This window comes from Psychrosphaera sp. HA2-10 (assembly GCF_055693745.1).
On the sequence record NZ_CM146341.1, the window covers coordinates 883,149 to 899,937 of the forward strand.

Annotated in this window: 15 protein-coding genes; 10 read left to right on the forward strand and 5 right to left on the reverse strand. The window is 40.6% G+C overall.

The window, feature by feature from the left end; all coding sequences use genetic code 11:
- Positions 1–77: 77 nt before the first annotated feature.
- Together smc and zipA are read left to right on the forward strand one after the other, a co-directional pair.
- A complete protein-coding gene (gene smc, locus ACZ1GV_RS04100) occupies positions 78–3,581 on the forward strand; it encodes a chromosome segregation protein SMC (protein ID WP_472675353.1) in 3,504 nt (1,167 codons plus the stop codon).
- A gap of 33 nt (positions 3,582–3,614) precedes the next feature.
- Positions 3,615–4,601: a cell division protein ZipA gene (zipA, locus tag ACZ1GV_RS04105; RefSeq protein ID WP_472675354.1), complete on the forward strand. Its 987-nt coding sequence runs from the start codon at positions 3,615–3,617 to the stop codon at positions 4,599–4,601.
- On the opposite strand, the gene flgN is transcribed toward zipA, so the two are convergent.
- The 3 genes from flgN to flgA all read right to left on the reverse strand — a co-directional run bounded on the left by flgN (position 4,598) and on the right by flgA (position 6,142).
- On the reverse strand, positions 4,598–5,035 hold the full coding sequence (flgN, locus tag ACZ1GV_RS04110) for a flagellar export chaperone FlgN (protein ID WP_472675355.1): 438 nt from the start codon (positions 5,033–5,035) through the stop codon (positions 4,598–4,600). The genes zipA and flgN overlap by 4 nt on opposite strands.
- Position 5,036: 1 nt before the next feature.
- The gene (gene flgM / locus ACZ1GV_RS04115) at positions 5,037–5,363 is read right to left on the reverse strand and encodes a flagellar biosynthesis anti-sigma factor FlgM (RefSeq protein ID WP_472675356.1); all 327 of its coding nucleotides are present in this window, start codon (positions 5,361–5,363) and stop codon (positions 5,037–5,039) included.
- Between the two features lie 68 nt (positions 5,364–5,431).
- A complete protein-coding gene (gene flgA, locus ACZ1GV_RS04120; protein ID WP_472675357.1) occupies positions 5,432–6,142 on the reverse strand; it encodes a flagellar basal body P-ring formation chaperone FlgA in 711 nt (236 codons plus the stop codon).
- 149 nt (positions 6,143–6,291) lie between these two features.
- On the opposite strand from flgA, the gene ACZ1GV_RS04125 reads away from it, so the two are divergent.
- The 6 genes from ACZ1GV_RS04125 (at position 6,292) to flgE (ending at position 11,154) form a co-directional block, all read left to right on the forward strand.
- On the forward strand, positions 6,292–7,224 hold the full coding sequence (locus ACZ1GV_RS04125) for a chemotaxis protein CheV (protein WP_472675358.1): 933 nt from the start codon (positions 6,292–6,294) through the stop codon (positions 7,222–7,224).
- A 31-nt stretch (positions 7,225–7,255) separates the two neighbouring features.
- Entirely contained in the window at positions 7,256–8,077 is an 822-nt protein-coding gene (locus ACZ1GV_RS04130) for a CheR family methyltransferase (protein WP_472675359.1), read from the forward strand.
- 69 nt (positions 8,078–8,146) lie between these two features.
- Positions 8,147–8,545 carry a flagellar basal body rod protein FlgB gene (gene flgB / locus ACZ1GV_RS04135; RefSeq protein ID WP_472675360.1) on the forward strand — a complete coding sequence of 133 codons (399 nt, stop codon included), beginning with the start codon at positions 8,147–8,149 and terminating at the stop codon, positions 8,543–8,545.
- 2 nt (positions 8,546–8,547) lie between these two features.
- Positions 8,548–8,961, forward strand: coding sequence for a flagellar basal body rod protein FlgC (flgC, locus tag ACZ1GV_RS04140; RefSeq protein ID WP_210559858.1), 414 nt, complete (start codon positions 8,548–8,550; stop codon positions 8,959–8,961).
- A gap of 11 nt (positions 8,962–8,972) precedes the next feature.
- Positions 8,973–9,656 carry a flagellar hook assembly protein FlgD gene (locus tag ACZ1GV_RS04145; protein WP_210559857.1) on the forward strand — a complete coding sequence of 228 codons (684 nt, stop codon included), beginning with the start codon at positions 8,973–8,975 and terminating at the stop codon, positions 9,654–9,656.
- 22 nt (positions 9,657–9,678) lie between these two features.
- Positions 9,679–11,154 (forward strand): flagellar hook protein FlgE, encoded by a 1,476-nt coding sequence (gene flgE / locus ACZ1GV_RS04150; RefSeq protein ID WP_472675361.1) that lies wholly within the window; start codon positions 9,679–9,681, stop codon positions 11,152–11,154.
- A 178-nt stretch (positions 11,155–11,332) separates the two neighbouring features.
- On the opposite strand, the gene rsgA is transcribed toward flgE, so the two are convergent.
- Positions 11,333–12,391 (reverse strand): ribosome small subunit-dependent GTPase A, encoded by a 1,059-nt coding sequence (rsgA, locus tag ACZ1GV_RS04155; RefSeq protein ID WP_210559855.1) that lies wholly within the window; start codon positions 12,389–12,391, stop codon positions 11,333–11,335.
- 279 nt (positions 12,392–12,670) lie between these two features.
- Between rsgA and ACZ1GV_RS04160 the strand changes: the two genes are divergently transcribed.
- Positions 12,671–14,245, forward strand: coding sequence for a SulP family inorganic anion transporter (locus ACZ1GV_RS04160; protein ID WP_472675362.1), 1,575 nt, complete (start codon positions 12,671–12,673; stop codon positions 14,243–14,245).
- 232 nt (positions 14,246–14,477) lie between these two features.
- A complete protein-coding gene (trhO, locus tag ACZ1GV_RS04165; protein WP_472675363.1) occupies positions 14,478–15,464 on the forward strand; it encodes an oxygen-dependent tRNA uridine(34) hydroxylase TrhO in 987 nt (328 codons plus the stop codon).
- Positions 15,465–15,604: 140 nt separating this feature from the next.
- On the opposite strand, the gene hemW is transcribed toward trhO, so the two are convergent.
- Entirely contained in the window at positions 15,605–16,789 is a 1,185-nt protein-coding gene (gene hemW / locus ACZ1GV_RS04170; protein ID WP_472675364.1) for a radical SAM family heme chaperone HemW, read from the reverse strand.

Genomic DNA, 16,789 nt, shown 5'->3' on the forward strand with positions numbered 1-16,789 from the left:
GCAAGTGTTACAAAGTACAACAAAATTTGCTATCGTTTGCCCCCATAATAATAACTAAAAGCAAGTAACAAACGTAAATGCGTCTAAAACATATAAAACTGGTTGGATTTAAGTCATTTGTTGATGCCACCACGGTTCCGTTTCCGGAACAGATGACCGCTATTGTCGGTCCAAACGGCTGTGGTAAATCTAACGTAATAGACGCCGTACGCTGGGTATTAGGTGAAAGCTCAGCGAAAAACCTTCGTGGCGACGCAATGACCGACGTCATTTTTAACGGCTCAACCAATCGAAAGCCTGTATCCCAAGCCAGTGTTGAACTGTTATTTGATAATACCGAAGGAAAGTTGCAAGGTCAGCTCGCCAGTAGAAGTGAAATTTCAATCAAACGTGTAGTAACTAAAGACGCTACATCGACCTACTTTTTAAATGGCACGAAATGTCGCCGTCGTGACATTACCGATATATTTTTAGGAACGGGTTTAGGTCCCCGAAGTTATGCCATTATCGAACAAGGCATGATCTCGAGATTAATTGAGTCTAAGCCACATGAGCTCCGCGTTTTTCTAGAAGAAGCCGCTGGTATTTCAAAATACAAAGAACGTCGACGAGAAACCGAAACGCGCATCAAGCATACACGAGAGAATTTAGAGCGTTTAGCCGATGTTCGGGAAGAGCTCGGTACTCAACTAGAGAAACTTAAACGTCAAGCCGCAACAGCCAGACGCTTTAAAGAATTAAAAAAGCAAGAGCGCCAATATAAAGCGGAGTTAGCCGCATTGAAGTGGCACAAATATAACGAACAGCTTAACTTTCACGACAGGCAGCGTTTAGAAAAAGAAACTGAGCTTGAAGCCTTCATGGCCCAACAACGTGGTGGAGAGCTAGGTTTAATTACTAAAAAACAACAATTGCAGGAATTAACCGATAAAGTTCAAGAAAAGCAGCAAATTGTTTATCAAACTGGCAATAAGATTACCAAACTCGAGCAACAAATTGTTTTTGAACAAGAAAACCGCTCGCGTCAACAAGAGCAATTAGCGCAATTAGAAACAAGCATCGTTGAAAATCAGCAACACCTTGAATTAGAACAAGCTTCGTTAGAAGACATTAGCGAACAATTACTATCATTTGAGCCAGAACAAGAATTACTTCACGAGCAACTTAGTCAAGCAGAGCAACAACTTTATGACGCTGAGCAAAATTACGAACAAACGCAACAAGGCATTAGTCAACAAATTCAGGCTGTTGCCAAAGCTCAGCAAGCAATAAAGATTATTGATACTCGTTTACATCATCAACAATTAGAACTATCAAAAAGTAATCAGCGTTTAACAGATCTCAAAACTGAATTGGCAGAGCTATCAACAAACGATTATCAGCAGCAACTTACCGAACAACACCAAATTATTGGCACGTTAAACTCCGCGATTAGCGAATTGTCAGAGCAATATGCCGAGGCTGCTCATCTTGATGATCTTCATCAAGAAAATAGAAAAAAAGCACAAGAGAAAGTGGATCAGACACTTAGACAAAAAGAAAGGGTGCAAATAAAATTAGAGCAACTTGAACAATGGCGTGACGAACTCTTTGCTAATCAAAGTAGTAATAACACTAGCGAAATAGAAACGCTTGGGCTGCTAGTTGGCCAATTAAATGTCGAGGAAAAGTGGCGAAATGCTATAGAGCAACTGCTGAGTCATCATGGACACGCGCTAATGGTTTCTGAATTGCCAACAGCGGAGTTAACACAGCCAGGACAATATGTTTTAACTGCTAACAGCAACGACATTGACGAAAGTCCTAAACGTTCGTCAAACAGTCTTGTGCCAAATGCTATGTCAGTGATTTCAGCGGGCGTAGCGCCAGCATGGTTTGCCAAGGTCGCGCTAGCCGACAATTTAGATGAAGCTCAACACATTATAAATAATGACGATTGGTTGGCTGTACTTTTACCGTCAGGGCAGTGGCTAGGTAAAAACTGGACTGGATTAGGTGGTGTACAAAACGCCGATAATGACGCTGGCAATAATGGTGTATTAAAACGTTTGGCCGAAATAGAAACCTTAACCTTATCTTTATCGGTAATTGAACAAGAAACGTATAATAATCAGATGTTGCTGGAAAATTCGATTGCAGAAACTAGAGACTCTCAGGCTCACTATCAGGCAATTAAAACCCAACTAGAACAACAAAAACAAGCACTACAAAAAGCCCAGTTAGAGTATGGCTTTTTAGAGCAACAAGCCCAGCAATTTAGTGAACAGAAACTAAAGCTACAGTCACAAATTGAATCTTTAACTCAAACCGTTGATGAGTTGAACCTGACACTAGAAGTGCTTTTAGAAGAACAATTACAAGCGCAAGAAGCAGAAATAGAACTTCAAAGCCAAAGCGATACAACTGAACAACACAAAGCATCAGCGCAACAAACCCTTACTAACGCAAAAATGACAGTGGAGCGACTAAAGCAAGAAACTCATCAATTGTCGTTAAAGGTACAATCGTTACAAAATACCAAATCAAATCTACAACAAAATATTCATCGCGCGTCGACTCAAATCAAGCAATTACAAATGCGAAAGAATGATTTGTTATCGGGCAATGAGCAAAATGAATCGAGTGAACTTTTAGCTGAACAACTAGAGCAAGCGCTGTTAGATAAGCTAGAAAGTGAAGAACAACTCATGCAATTGCATAGTGAAGCCGCGATAATAGATGACGAAATTAAGACCTTAGAGCAAGGGCAGTCGGGAGTTATAGCGAAACTCGATAAAATGCGTGAGCAAATTACAGACATTAAAATGGAATGTGAGGGCGCAAGAGTGCGAGCGCAAAGCATGATTGAGTCTCTTCAAGATATGGAACAGTCATTAAAAGCGCTACTTGAGAATATGCCAGACGATGCTGAAGAAAAACTATGGACTGATAATCTAGAAAAAGCGACATCGTCAATTCAACGCCTAGGGGCAATTAATCTGGCAGCAATTGATGAATATGACATACAGGCAGAACGAAAAGGGTATTTAGATGAGCAATATACTGATTTGGTAAATGCCCTTGAAACACTAGAGTCAGCAATTAGAAAAATAGATAGGGAATCTCGTGCCAAGTTTAAAGAGACCTTCGACAACGTTAACGAAGGACTTCAAACTCTGTTTCCTAAAGTGTTTGGCGGTGGCGCTGCATATTTAGAGTTAACAGGTGACGATTTACTGGACACTGGGGTTTCGATAATGGCACGTCCTCCGGGCAAGAAAAACTCGACAATTCACTTGCTTAGTGGTGGCGAAAAAGCGCTGACCGCATTATCATTGGTTTTTTCAATTTTCAAACTGAATCCGGCACCATTTTGTATGTTGGACGAAGTTGATGCACCACTAGATGATGCAAATGTTGGACGTTTCTGTAAACTGGTCAACGAAATGTCAGAATCGGTGCAATTTATATATATAAGCCACAATAAAGTGGCAATGGAAATGGCGACTCACTTAACGGGTGTAACTATGCAAGAGCCCGGGGTTTCTCGATTGGTCGCAGTAGATATTCAACAAGCAGTAGAAATGGCAGATGCTATTTAATGCAATGGAACGTAAATAGGGTTTTTAATTAACATGGCTGAAGAACTTAGATTAGCACTTATTTTATTAGGCTCACTGGCAATTGGTGCAGTGGTTTTACATGGTATTTGGACAGTGCGAAAAAATGTCAACGAAGAGCGTAAATTACACGCGAAAGATTCAGAGCCAGAAGAGGTTGACTTAAACGAAGAAGAACTTGAAATACAGTCGTTAAAAATAAAGCAGATGGAAATGGACTTTAGTACCTTGGGCGCCGATAGTCAGCACGGCCTGCCAGTTGTAGACGTAGATGTGGACTCCATTTACCATCATGATAAAGCCGCCAAGGACGAGCGTGGGCTTAGGGTACAAGGTCACGTGAGTGAAATTTCTATAGAACCTGAAATAGAACCTGAAATAGAACATGAAGTAGCACCGCAATTGACCAGAGATGATAGTCAAGGCTCGCTGTTAGACGATGATGAAATGCCAAGTTTTTCGGCCTTAGATGATGAAGCGTCAACAAAACAAAATGATTCTAATTTTCAGTTCGAACAACACGCTACATCAGATTTTGACGAGCCAGCAGCAGCTCAAGAAGAAACAAAAAAAGAAACAACAGCAGAACCAGCTAAGAAAAATGAAGTGTTGATTTTATATATCGATAAGCCGGAAGGTGACATGATCGATGGTGCCAAATTATTGCCACTATTATTAACTTTAGGTTTTAAGTTCGGTGAGATGGACTTCTTTCATCGTCACGAACAGAGCTCAGGACATGGCGAAATATTGTTTAGCTTAGCGAATATGTATAACCCAGGCACGTTTGATATTGATAACATGGAGCAGGTAAGTACTCGCGGTTTAAGTATTTTTATGACATTGCCAAATGCTGGAGAGGCGTTGCAAACGTTTAATATGATGCACAACGCAGCGAAGAAAATAGCGGATGAATTTGATGCTTATGTATTAGATGCCAACCGTCAACGACTTGATGTACTTAGAGTACGTCATTACATTGAGAAGATTAGAAAGTTTTAAGCTTTAATACCTTTTGTAAGGCTTGGACCTGATTTTTTCTGTCCATACGCGTCATAGGTGGTGTTTTTGCTGCCGCCTATGAGCATATGTTTGACTTGCTCGATAACAACTTCATTTTGTTTTGCAGTTAAATAAATTACTTCGTTTTGTGTTTGGCACTCTTCTAATAGACGGGTGATGTCTTTTTTCAAAGATGCGTGTGCCTCATCGTTATTAATAGTATCGGCAGCCGGGTGTTGGCTTAACTGATGATCAGTCTGCTGGATTGTTATCAGCATCAGTTCTTTTTGTTTTGCAACCTCAACTAAATCATTACCATCACGTCGCTTCACGGCATCTAGCTCGTTGCCTAACAGCGCTTTTAGATTAGTTAAAGACTCTAGTTGTTGACGTAATAAAACGTCGACAGAAGTAGTAGGTTGCTCAGTAGTCATATTATAAATCAAACTCAAATGCAGACAGCTTTTCAGCTAGCTTGTCATAGTTAATTTTGTAATCACCACTGGCTATCGCTTTTTTAATATCGTCAATTTTCTTACGATCAAAGCTTTCAGATTCGGTGATCTTCTTTTGTAAATCTTTTAATTGTTTCGCTTGTGGTGTTAATGCAACGGAATCTTTTTCCGCTGATTTCGCACTACTCGCTTGCTGTGTTGTATTTGACACAGATTCTTGCTTAGCTTGTTCAAGCTTTTGATTTTGCGATTGATAAGCTGAAGCTTTAGCTCCATTTACCGAATTGTTATTTACATTATTAACCATACATCACCCGATTTATAAAATTTCTCTGTCATCGTTATCGGCTTTATTACCGTAAACTTTAACATATTTTATAGTTTAATGAATATTTGTCTCAAATCGCCAATAACACCTTTCACAATACGCTCCGAAGAGTTGTTTTTAACTTGAATCGACTCTCCAAATGAACCGTTTTCCAATGCTGTTCCTGAAGTTTTAATACTCAAGTTATTATAGTCCGCAATAATTGAAACACTATCACCTTTACAAACCAAACAAACGTCACTTCCAGAAACTTGAAAGCCCCTTGAAATATTTCGCATTGCACGTCCGCCAATTATATTCTCCATTGCATCGGTAGACTTTGCTCGAACCTTTGACTTATCGACTAGAGCAGTTTTAATCATGTCCTTAGAAACCACTTCTCCTTTTGCAATATGCGTAGTGGTGACTATAGTTTCTATATATTCGTAAACTCGCACTTGAACATAGGCTTTCCAATTAGCGCCATTGTCGTAACAAGTTGCTTTTATTGGGAAGTGTCGAGTAAAGCGTTGTCTTGATGGCATTTCGAATTCAAGCTCAGATTGACACTGAGTAATACGGATTCGGCTATCGAGAGGCATTGCTTTTACCGTGATGTTTGGCGTATTGTGCGGATTCACTTGTTCCTGAACAAAATCAGAAACTTGTTGTAAAAGAGCATCATGCGCTAAAGAATTTGCGGTTTTTGCCGATAGGGGAAAAGCCACAAAAATAAAATTTATGCTTAAAAGAAGAATTATTAACAAATTTTTCAACATATTAATCGCCTTTTTACTATGCTGTATCTTATAGTTAAAGATATGAAATTATTGAGTTTCAAATTCGTCGAAATATTGACGCGAAAATATCGATAACACAGTATTAGTTATAGTTAGCAAGTATCGTTCCTAGTTTTGGAGAAAAATTTATGGCGGGTATTCTTGACTCAGTCAATCAAAGAACCCAGTTAGTCGGTCAGAATAGACTGGAATTACTATTATTTAAGTTGAAAGGACGTCAACGCTACGGCATCAACGTATTTAAAGTCCGAGAGGTACTACAGTGCCCACCTTTGACTTCTATGCCAAGACTTAACTCATTCGTTAAAGGTATTGCACATATTCGTGGTCAAACAATATCTGTTATTGACATGGGGTTAGCGACTGGCGGTCGTCCAATTGTTGATATCAAAAACAGCTTTATTATCATTACCGAATACAACCGAACAATCCAAGGCTTTCTAGTGGACTCTGTTGAGCGAATTGTTAACCTCAACTGGGAGTCGGTAATGCCACCACCACAAGGGTCTGGCAGAACAAACTACCTAACAGCTGTAACCGAAATTGATAAAGAACTTATCGAGATACTGGATGTTGAAAAAATTCTGGAAGAGATAGCGCCTTCGAGCACAAAAGTCAGTGACGGCCTTATTTCTGACTCACAAGAAATGCAAGACGAGTTGGGCGATAGAACCATTCTTATAGTGGACGACTCATCAGTTGCTCGTAATCAGGTAAAACGTGCGCTTGAAGCAGTTGGTTTGCCAATCGTAGCTAAGAAAAACGGCAAAGAAGCACTGGATTACTTGGTTGAAGTTGGCGCGGAGTGTAACAACTCAGTAACTGAGAAAATTGGTTTACTTATATCAGACGTTGAAATGCCAGAAATGGATGGCTACACCCTAACAGCCGAAGTGAAATCTAGACCGAAACTAACCGACTTACATGTTATTTTGCATACGTCATTAAGTGGAGTCTTTAACCATGCTATGGTTGAAAAAGTGGGCGCTGATGATTTTATTGCGAAATTCAACCCAGATGAGCTTGCCGGTGCCGTTCAAAAATGGCTGCATGCGGATTAAACATTGATAAAATTAAGTAGAGTGTTTAATAGTGGGAAATAATAACTTAGCTGATAACGAGTATCGCACTTTTTGCAATTTTCTTGAGCAACAGTGCGGAATCGTATTAGGCGACAGTAAGATGTACTTGGTTAAAAGTCGCCTGTCGCCTCTAATGGCTCGATTTGATATAGAGTCACTAACGGAATTGGTCAACCGCACGCTGAAACCAACGGAAAGACAACTGCGCTCAGCGGTCGTAGATGCAATGACCACCAATGAAACCTTATGGTTTAGAGACACCTATCCATTTGACCTTTTGCAAAACAAAGTATTTCCCGAAATAGATCAGGGCAAAGGCATTAAGATCTGGTCCGCTGCGAGTTCGTCGGGGCAAGAGCCTTATTCAATTGCCATGACCATTACCGAATATAAGGCAAAATCAAAAAGTCGGGCTAATTTTTCCGTAGTAGGGACTGATATCAGTAACACTATGCTAGACCTGTGTAAAAATGCCGAGTATGACAATCTTGCTTTATCGAGAGGATTGTCGGACCAACGTCGCAAAGCTTTTTTTGAAGACAGCGGTAACGGTATGATGAAAGTGAAGGCAGATATTCGCCGGTTAGTTAATTTTAGACATCTAAATTTATTGGATAACTACAGTTTAATGGGCAAATTTGACATTATTTTTTGTCGAAACGTACTTATCTATTTTTCTCCAGAAATCAAATCGCAGATCATTAATAAGTTTGCAGCACAATTAAATCCTAACGGTTTTTTGATTTTAGGAGCCTCAGAATCAATGTCAGGCTTGAGTGATAAGTTTGAAATGATTCGATGCAATCCAGGTATCATTTACAAGAAAAAATAAGCGCCAAAAATTTTTGGCCTTTTTTTTGCATTTCTTTTGTCATATAGAAATTCCACTGGTGGAGCACTTATGGCAATCAGTCTAGATAAAGCATTTGGTATACATCAACACGCGCTATTAGTTCGTTCAGAACGAGCTGAAGTGCTCGCGAGTAATATCGCCAATGCTGACACTCCGGGTTATAAAGCAAAAGACATCGACTTTGCCGATGCGTTGGCTAATGCCCAAAAACGTTCTGGCTACTCAATGAGTAAAACTCACGAGAAGCACTACGACCTGTCAATAAATGTTAACTCCAGTTCAAAGTTTCGTAATCCTATGCAACCTGATACTGGCGACGGTAACAGCGTTGATGTGCAAGTAGAACGGAATCAATTTATGCAGAACTCCATGGAATACCAGACGAGCTTGCGGTTCCTAAATGGAAAAATTCAATCACTTAATAAAGCGTTAAGTGGAGGGCAGTAATTATGAGTTTATATAACGTATTTAATGTATCAGGCACTGGTATGAGCGCACAGTCTGTTCGCTTGAATACCACTGCCAGTAACATAGCTAATGCAAATAGTGTATCGAGTAGCGTTGATGAAACGTATCGTGCACGCCACCCAGTATTTCAAGCAGAAATGAGTAAAGCTCTAAATGCTCAGTCGGCAGGGGTAAATGTATTAGGTATCGTAGAAAGTGATGCGCCGCTAAAGATTGAGTACAGCCCTAATCATCCTTTAGCGGATAAAGATGGTTACGTTTATAAACCAAATGTAAACGTAGTAGAAGAAATGGCCAACATGATCTCTGCATCACGCTCGTACGAAACTAACGTGCAAGTCGCTGATGCTGCAAAAACCATGTTAAGCAAAACCTTACAAATGGGTCAACGATAGGACAATAACCAATGATTGATAATACAATTTCAAATCCTGCCGTTGACAACCTCCGTTGGAAGGAAGATGGCGTAACCACGAATAAAGTGAACGGTGAGTTAGGTAAAGAAGATTTCTTTAAATTGTTAACGACACAGCTGTCGATGCAAGACCCAATGAACCCAACAACGAATGAAGACATGATTGCGCAAATGACGCAGTTTACTATGGCGGAAGGCATTTCAGATCTTGGCGACAAGATGAATCAGTTAACCGCATCAATGACTTCAAACCAAGCATTAGAGGCGTCATCTTTAGTTGGTCGAAATATCCTAACGGCAAGTCCTGTCGCATACTCTGACGGCTCTGGTGTAAGCGGCCAGATTCCGCTGCAAAGCGCGACACAAAATGTCTTGGTAGAAGTTAAACACGAGAATGGCGCAACTATGGTCATTCCATACGGCAATCAAAATGCCGGCATGATGGATTTTGCCTGGGACGGCAAAGGTCCTGATGGTCAAGCATGGCCTCCAGGGCGTTATGAAATTAATGTAACCGGCTTACCAGCTGGTGCAACAGAAGCAGAACGCATGGCGGTATTAAGCTATGGCAACGTAAGTTCTGTAACTTTAGGACAGAATGGCACAGGTCTTGAATTAAACATTCAAGGTTTAGGCTCAATCCGACTTGCTGACGTGTTAGCAGTTGGTGAATAGATTAGTAAAATAGGAGAATCCTATGTCTTTTAATATCGCCCTTAGTGGTTTAAAAGCAGCGCAAAAAGATTTAGATGTTACCGCGAACAACATAGCCAACGTAAATACGTACGGTTTTAAAGAGTCTCGCGCAGAATTTGCCGATGTATATTCTTCATCCATTTTTACTAACGCTAAAACAGCGAACGGTGAAGGTGTTTTGGTTAATGATGTTGCTCAGCAATTTTCTCAAGGTAGCTTGTTGTTTACATCAAACTCACTTGATATGGCAATCTCAGGTGGTGGCTTTTTTGCCATGACTAATGACTTGTTAAGCCGAGACATTACTTACACTCGCTCTGGTGCCTTTAAGCTAAATGCTGAGAATTACATTGTTGACTCAAACGGCAGTTTTTTGCAGGGCTTTCCGGTAAACGATGATGGCTCAGTAAAGTCGGTTAGTTTGAGTACAACTAATCCAATTGAAGTACCTGATACTGCTGGTGCACCTCAACAAACTAGTCAAATTGATATGTCTTTTAACTTAGACAGTAACGAGTTTCCAATTGACCCAACTCAATTTGACCCAAATGACACAAATACATTTACATCATCAACATCAACGGTCATTTATGACTCGCTAGGTAATAGCCGCATCGCGTCAATTTATTATGTTAAAGCCGCGTCACCAACCAATGTTGATGCAGCTGCAACAGCTGATGCAACCTCTGCGACCGATGGTTTTGTTGGTGGCCTAGGTGCCGTACCAGCCGCTGAACAAAATAATGCCAATAGTTGGATTATGTACGCAACGGTTACGGATGAACAAGGCAACACTATTCCTGTTGATTTACAAAACGACAACGTTTTAGGTGCGACGGGTGTCACGTTTGAGTCACGTACAGGTCAACGTGGTATGTTATTGCAATTTGATAGCGCAGGCGCGGTAGTCAACTCTACTTTCCCTTACCCGCAAACAGAGCGATTAGGTGAAACGACAGCAGCAACCACTATTGCTCCGCCACCTGTAGCGCCATATGACGGTGCGAATGCAATTACAAATGGTGCCGATCCAGATCAGCGTATTAACATTAATATGACCAACCTAAAGCAGTTCTCTGCGCCATTTGAAGTTTCGGCATTGAGCCAAGATGGTAAAACGGTAGGGCGATTAACAGGCGTGACGATTGGTACAGATGGCTTGATTGAAGCTAAGTACTCAAACGGTGATTCGGTTCCAGTAACAAAAATTTCTCTTGTACGTTTCGCCAATGATCAAGGCCTTACCCAAATAGGCAATACATCTTGGACAGAAAGCCAAGAGTCTGGCTCGCCATTAGCGGGTGAAGCTGACTCAGGTACATTTGGTCAAATTCGTTCAGGTACGTTAGAGCAGTCAAATACTAACCTAACTACTGAGCTGGTTGATTTGATTACGGCTCAAAGAAACTATCAGGCTAACTCAAGAGCACTTGAGGTTAACTCAACGATTACGCAGGCTATCCTGCAGCTTCGTTAACAGATTTAGTTTACAGCGCACGACTTTGGTTGTTGGCTTTACTACGTAGGATTTAATCCGAAACAATGTTCGCTATGGAGGTGGGGTTGTTTAGTAAAGCCAAACAACCCACTTTTTTTATACTCAAATACTCAAATACTCAAATACTCAAATACTCAAATACTCAAATACTCAACCGCTACACATCTAATTCTCTGTGTTTCATATGACGAGATTCAGCCTGCACACGATGGATCATTTTACCTAAAGTTTTATCTTTTGAGCGACGTTCAGCAACGCTATCGCTATTTAGCTCTTGTTCCCGCAACAGTTTTTGGAAACTCTGCAACCTTCTAAGTTCTAAATTACCATCAAGAATCGCTTTTTGAACGGCACAGCCTGGCTCTTTATTATGAGAACAGTCATTAAAACGGCATTTTCTGGCCAAGGTCACTATCTCACTAAAGGTTTCATTGACGCCTTGTTCACAATCTACTAATTGCAATTCACGCATTCCAGGGGTATCAATAAAGATACCGCCGGCCGGCAACCACTTTAATGAACGGGCTGTGGTTGTATGGCGACCTTTGCCGTCAGACTCTCTTATTTCTGCTGTTTGCTGGACATCAATTCCCATCAAGCCATTAATTAAGGTAGATTTACCAACACCCGATGAGCCTAATAAAGCCAAAGTTTTACCAACACGGCAATAAGGCTCGAGTTGAGTTAGGTCTTCTGGATTTAATGAATTTAGTGCGTGAACAATAATAAGAGGATTAAGTTTTTGAACTTGTTCCACTGGGGTATCAATGTCATCACACAGGTCAGCTTTAGTAAGCACTATAATTGGCTCCACTTCCGCTTCCTTGGCAATCGCTAGATATCTCTCAATTCGATTTAAATTAAAATCTTCATTTAACGAACTAACAATAAAAACTCTATCAACGTTAGCGGCAATAAGCTGTGCTTGCGAACGAGTACCCGCAGCCTTTCGTTGGAATAGCGACTGTCGTTCTAAAACTCTAACTAATCTATTGTTGTCGTCATAAAGTACCCAATCACCCACCGCAACGGGTTCGTCAGATGGAGTTGAAACTAAGCTAAGCTGTCCTTTATCCGTCAAAATAACATTGTTATTTCGATGCTGTTCAGAAACGCGACCAATATGAAATTGATCAAATTCTTCTAATGACAGTTGTTGTTGGAAATAAGGGCGCCAACCTAGTTGGGGTAATGAAGGTGTTGTTTCAGTGTTCATTTGCTTTCCGCAGTAAAAATACTAAAAATATTGTTGTTCGTAATTAAACGGACGTGTTCAATTTTGGCGTTCAACAATTAAGCGATAAATAATGTATTTATTGAAAATACGCAAGAAATACCGAGCTTAAAAGTTAAATATTTATGACTAAGTATAGAAGCTGCCGCGAAAAACATAATTTTAAATAATAGACTAAGATAAATTGACTTAATTAATGAACAGTTACGCTGAATTTGATAGACTCTCGCGCCTTAAAATTCGCTCAAAAACGGAGTTGTCATGTTTAACCTGATCACGAAAAGTGATTCAAACGTAAAAAATGACGTGTTATCTGGTATTACCGTTGCACTTGCACTGGTTCCAGAAGCCGTAGCCTTTGCTTTCGTAGCAGGGGTCGACCCAATGGTTGGTTTATACGCCGCATTTATGATGGGCCTAATCACTTCTGCAATTGGTGGACGTCCAGGAATGATTTCTGGTGCAACTGGCGCAATGGCAGTCGTTATGGTCGCACTAGTTGCTCAACATGGTGTTCAATATTTATTTGCAGCCGTAATATTGGCGGGCATACTGCAAATACTCGCTGGGGTATTTAAGCTCGGTAAATTTATTAGACTAGTGCCATATCCAGTAATGCTTGGTTTTGTTAACGGACTAGCGATTGTTATTTTCCTAGCGCAAATGGGCCAATTTAAAATTTTAGATTCATTGGGTAATGCTCAATGGATGACAGGCCAAGCCATGTATATCATGCTAGGTCTCGTCGCTTTAACCATGGCAATTATTCATTTCCTACCAAAAATTACGACCGCGGTTCCAGCATCACTTGTCGCTATATTAGCAGTAACAGGCATAGTGCATGGTATGGACTTAGAAGCACGTACCGTAATCGACTTTGTTCGCGACATGTTACCAGAAGCTGAAAAAGCAACGGCAACGCTAGCGGGCGAACTACCAAGTTTTGCTATTCCAACGCCTGAAACAGGCTTGTTGTCACTTGAAACGCTATACATTATTTTACCAACGGCGATAATTCTTTGTCTTGTTGGTCTGATTGAGTCGTTACTAACATTAACGCTGATTGACGAGCTTACTGATACTCGTGGTAGTTCAAACAAAGAGTGTATCGGCCAAGGCGTTGCAAACAGCGTAAATGGTTTCTTCGGTGGAATGGGTGGTTGTGCCATGATTGGACAGTCTATGATCAACATTAATTCTGGTGGTCGTGGTCGTTTATCTGGTATTACCGCTGCTGTTGTATTGTTAGCCTTTATTCTATTCTTGGCGCCATGGATTGAACTTATTCCTCTAGCGGCACTAGTTGGCGTAATGTTCATGGTTGTTTTAGGTACCTTTGAATGGGCTTCGTTCCGCATTTTCCGTGGAGCAAACAAAGAAGACGCTTTTGTACTGCTGTTAGTAACTGGTGTGACTGTCATTGCTGATTTAGCAATTGCCGTTATTGTTGGTGTAATTGTTTCGGCGTTGGTATTTGCGTGGAAACACGCTTCACATATTAGTGCACGTACTCATATTGATGACGAAGGTTGGAAAGTTTACGAGTTGGATGGGCCATTATTCTTCGGCTCAGTTTCATACTTCCGCAACTTATTTGAAGTGGATACTGATCCTTCAGATGTTGTTATTGAATTTAAAGACTCTCGTATTTGGGACAGTTCAGGTATAGATGCACTAGACGGACTTGCTGATAAGTATCAGAAAGCAGGTAAGAAATTACATATTCGTCATATCAGTCCAGAGTGTCGTACCTTACTTAACAAAGCACAAAAATTCGTTGAAATTAATGTTAATGAAGATCCGCGCTACAAAATTGCCACGGATAAGCTAGACTAAATAACGAAAAAAACTGCAAGGTCAATTATTGGCGATATCGCATAAACATCGACATCATCAAATATTGATCTGAAACAAGTAAAATCCAAATCGTGTTATAGCGGTTTGGATTTTTTTTATCTGTCGTTTGTCAGCTCAAAGTTTAATCCGTATAATGCGCGCTCGCTAAATCAACCCTGATTTACCCACAATGCTCCGGATTTACGATTCGGGCGGCAAAGAGGAAAAAAATATGTCACAAGTTGTAGTGTGCGCAATGTATAAGTTTGTGCGCTTAGAAAATTTTCAAGAGTTACGTGAGCCGTTACAAACAGTAATGGAAGACAATGGCGTTAAAGGCACCTTGTTATTAGCCGAGGAAGGCATTAACGGCACTGTTGCTGGTAGTCGCGAAGGTATCGACACCGTATTAAACTGGTTGCGCCAAGACCCACGTTTAGCTGATATCTCATCAAAAGAAAGCTTTGATGAAGAAATGCCATTTTATCGCTCTAAAGTAAAACTGAAAAAAGAAATTGTGACCATGGGTGTTGAAGGCATCGACCCTCGTGAAGTCGTTGGTACATATGTGAAACCAAAAGACTGGAATGCACTTATTTCAGATCCAGAAGTGATTTTAGTTGATACTCGTAACGACTACGAAATTCAAATTGGTACCTTTGAAGGGGCAGTAAATCCAAAAACAGAAACCTTCCGTGAGTTTCCTGAATACGTCGCTAAAAATATGGATCCGGCCAAACACAAAAAAGTAGCTATGTTTTGTACAGGCGGTATTCGCTGTGAGAAATCAACAGCTTATATGAAAGAACAAGGTTTTGAAGAAGTCTATCATCTAGAAGGCGGCATTCTGAAGTACTTAGAAGAAGTGCCAAAAGAAGAAACCATGTGGGAAGGTGAGTGTTTTGTTTTTGATAACCGTGTTGCCGTGGATCATGACCTAAACAAAGGTCAGTATGATCAGTGCCACGCTTGTCGTATGCCAATTACCGAAGACGAAATGAAATCTGAGCACTACGTACAAGGCGTGTCTTGCCCGCATTGTATTGACAAAGTAACAGACGAGCAGCGTGCACGTTTTGCAGAGCGTCAAAAGCAAATAGAATTGGCGAAAGCGCGTGGTGAAGAGCATATAGGCTCAGAAGCTAAAGAAGTTATTGCTGCGCGCCAAGAACAAAAGCGTAAGCAAAAAGAAGTGGCTCGCGCCTCGCAAAAGAAATAACATTAATGCGAAGCTAAGACTGCATCAAAGATGCGTAGCTCTACGTTTAACAAAAAAGCGACCAAAAGGTCGCTTTTTTTATGACGTAAGTTGTCACAGTTGAAATGTTAATTTTACTGAGGTTAAAAACCACCACTTAGTTACAAAAAAAGATCCACTAAGTTGTTGTAGTATCTTATTCCCTTGCTGGTGGTTTTGTAAGAATTAGCATCAATTTGAGTTAAAAGCCCCAATTCTAAAGCTTTTGTTAGTGGTGCTAACTGACTTTCTTTCGCCAACCCCGTCCTTTGCTCAAACTCTTCCATATTAAACATAGACTTAAGGCGCAGTCGATTCATGAAATACTCAAATGGTAATTCGTCAGGTTCAACTGTCCATTGCTTATATGCATAAGGTTTTGTTAAGTCCATATAGCCTTTAGGATGCTTAATCTTTTCGGTTCGAATAACTTCGACGGAAGACGACGGTTCCGGTGTTTTAACCGTGATTTTGCCGTGGGCGCCACAGCCAATACCTAAATAATCACCAAACTGCCAGTAATTCAAATTGTGTTGGCAGCGATGGCCAGGTTTTGAATAAGCCGATATCTCATACTGTTCATATCCTGCTTGGCTCAATAATTCATGCCCTTGTTGCTGAATATCCCAAAGTACATCGTCATCTGGCAGTACAGGCGGTTTAGAGTGAAATAGGGTGTTTGGTTCAATCGTCAATTGATACCAAGAAATATGAAAAGGATCTAAGGCGATGGCTTGTTTCACGTCGGCCAGCGCTTGTTCAACTGATTGATTTGGCAAGCCATGCATTAAGTCTAAATTAAAAGTAGACACCGAACTATGAGCAAAACCAGCGGCTTTTAACGCCTCTTCGCTGTTATGAATACGCCCTAATTGAACCAACTTTTCTAATTCAAAACTTTGTACACCAATAGAAATACGGTTCACACCTGCCTTCGCAAACCCTTCAAACTTGTTAGTTTCCAAGGTGCCAGGGTTCGCTTCTAACGTTATTTCTATATTTTCAGAAAAAGGAATACGCTGTTCTATGCCGGTTAAAAGTGTCGCCATCGCCTGTTCTGACAATAAACTAGGCGTACCACCACCAAAGAAAATGGTTTGTAATTGCCGGCCTTGAACAAAATGCAAATCAGCACTGAGATCATCTAGTAAGTGTGCAACATATTCTGTTTCAGGAATACCACCTTTTAAAGCGTGTGAATTGAAGTCGCAGTAAGGGCACTTTTGTACACACCATGGGATGTGTACATAAAGAGAAAGAGGTGGTAGTTGGTTTATTAACACACGGTTGGATGAATTTGAGGGCAA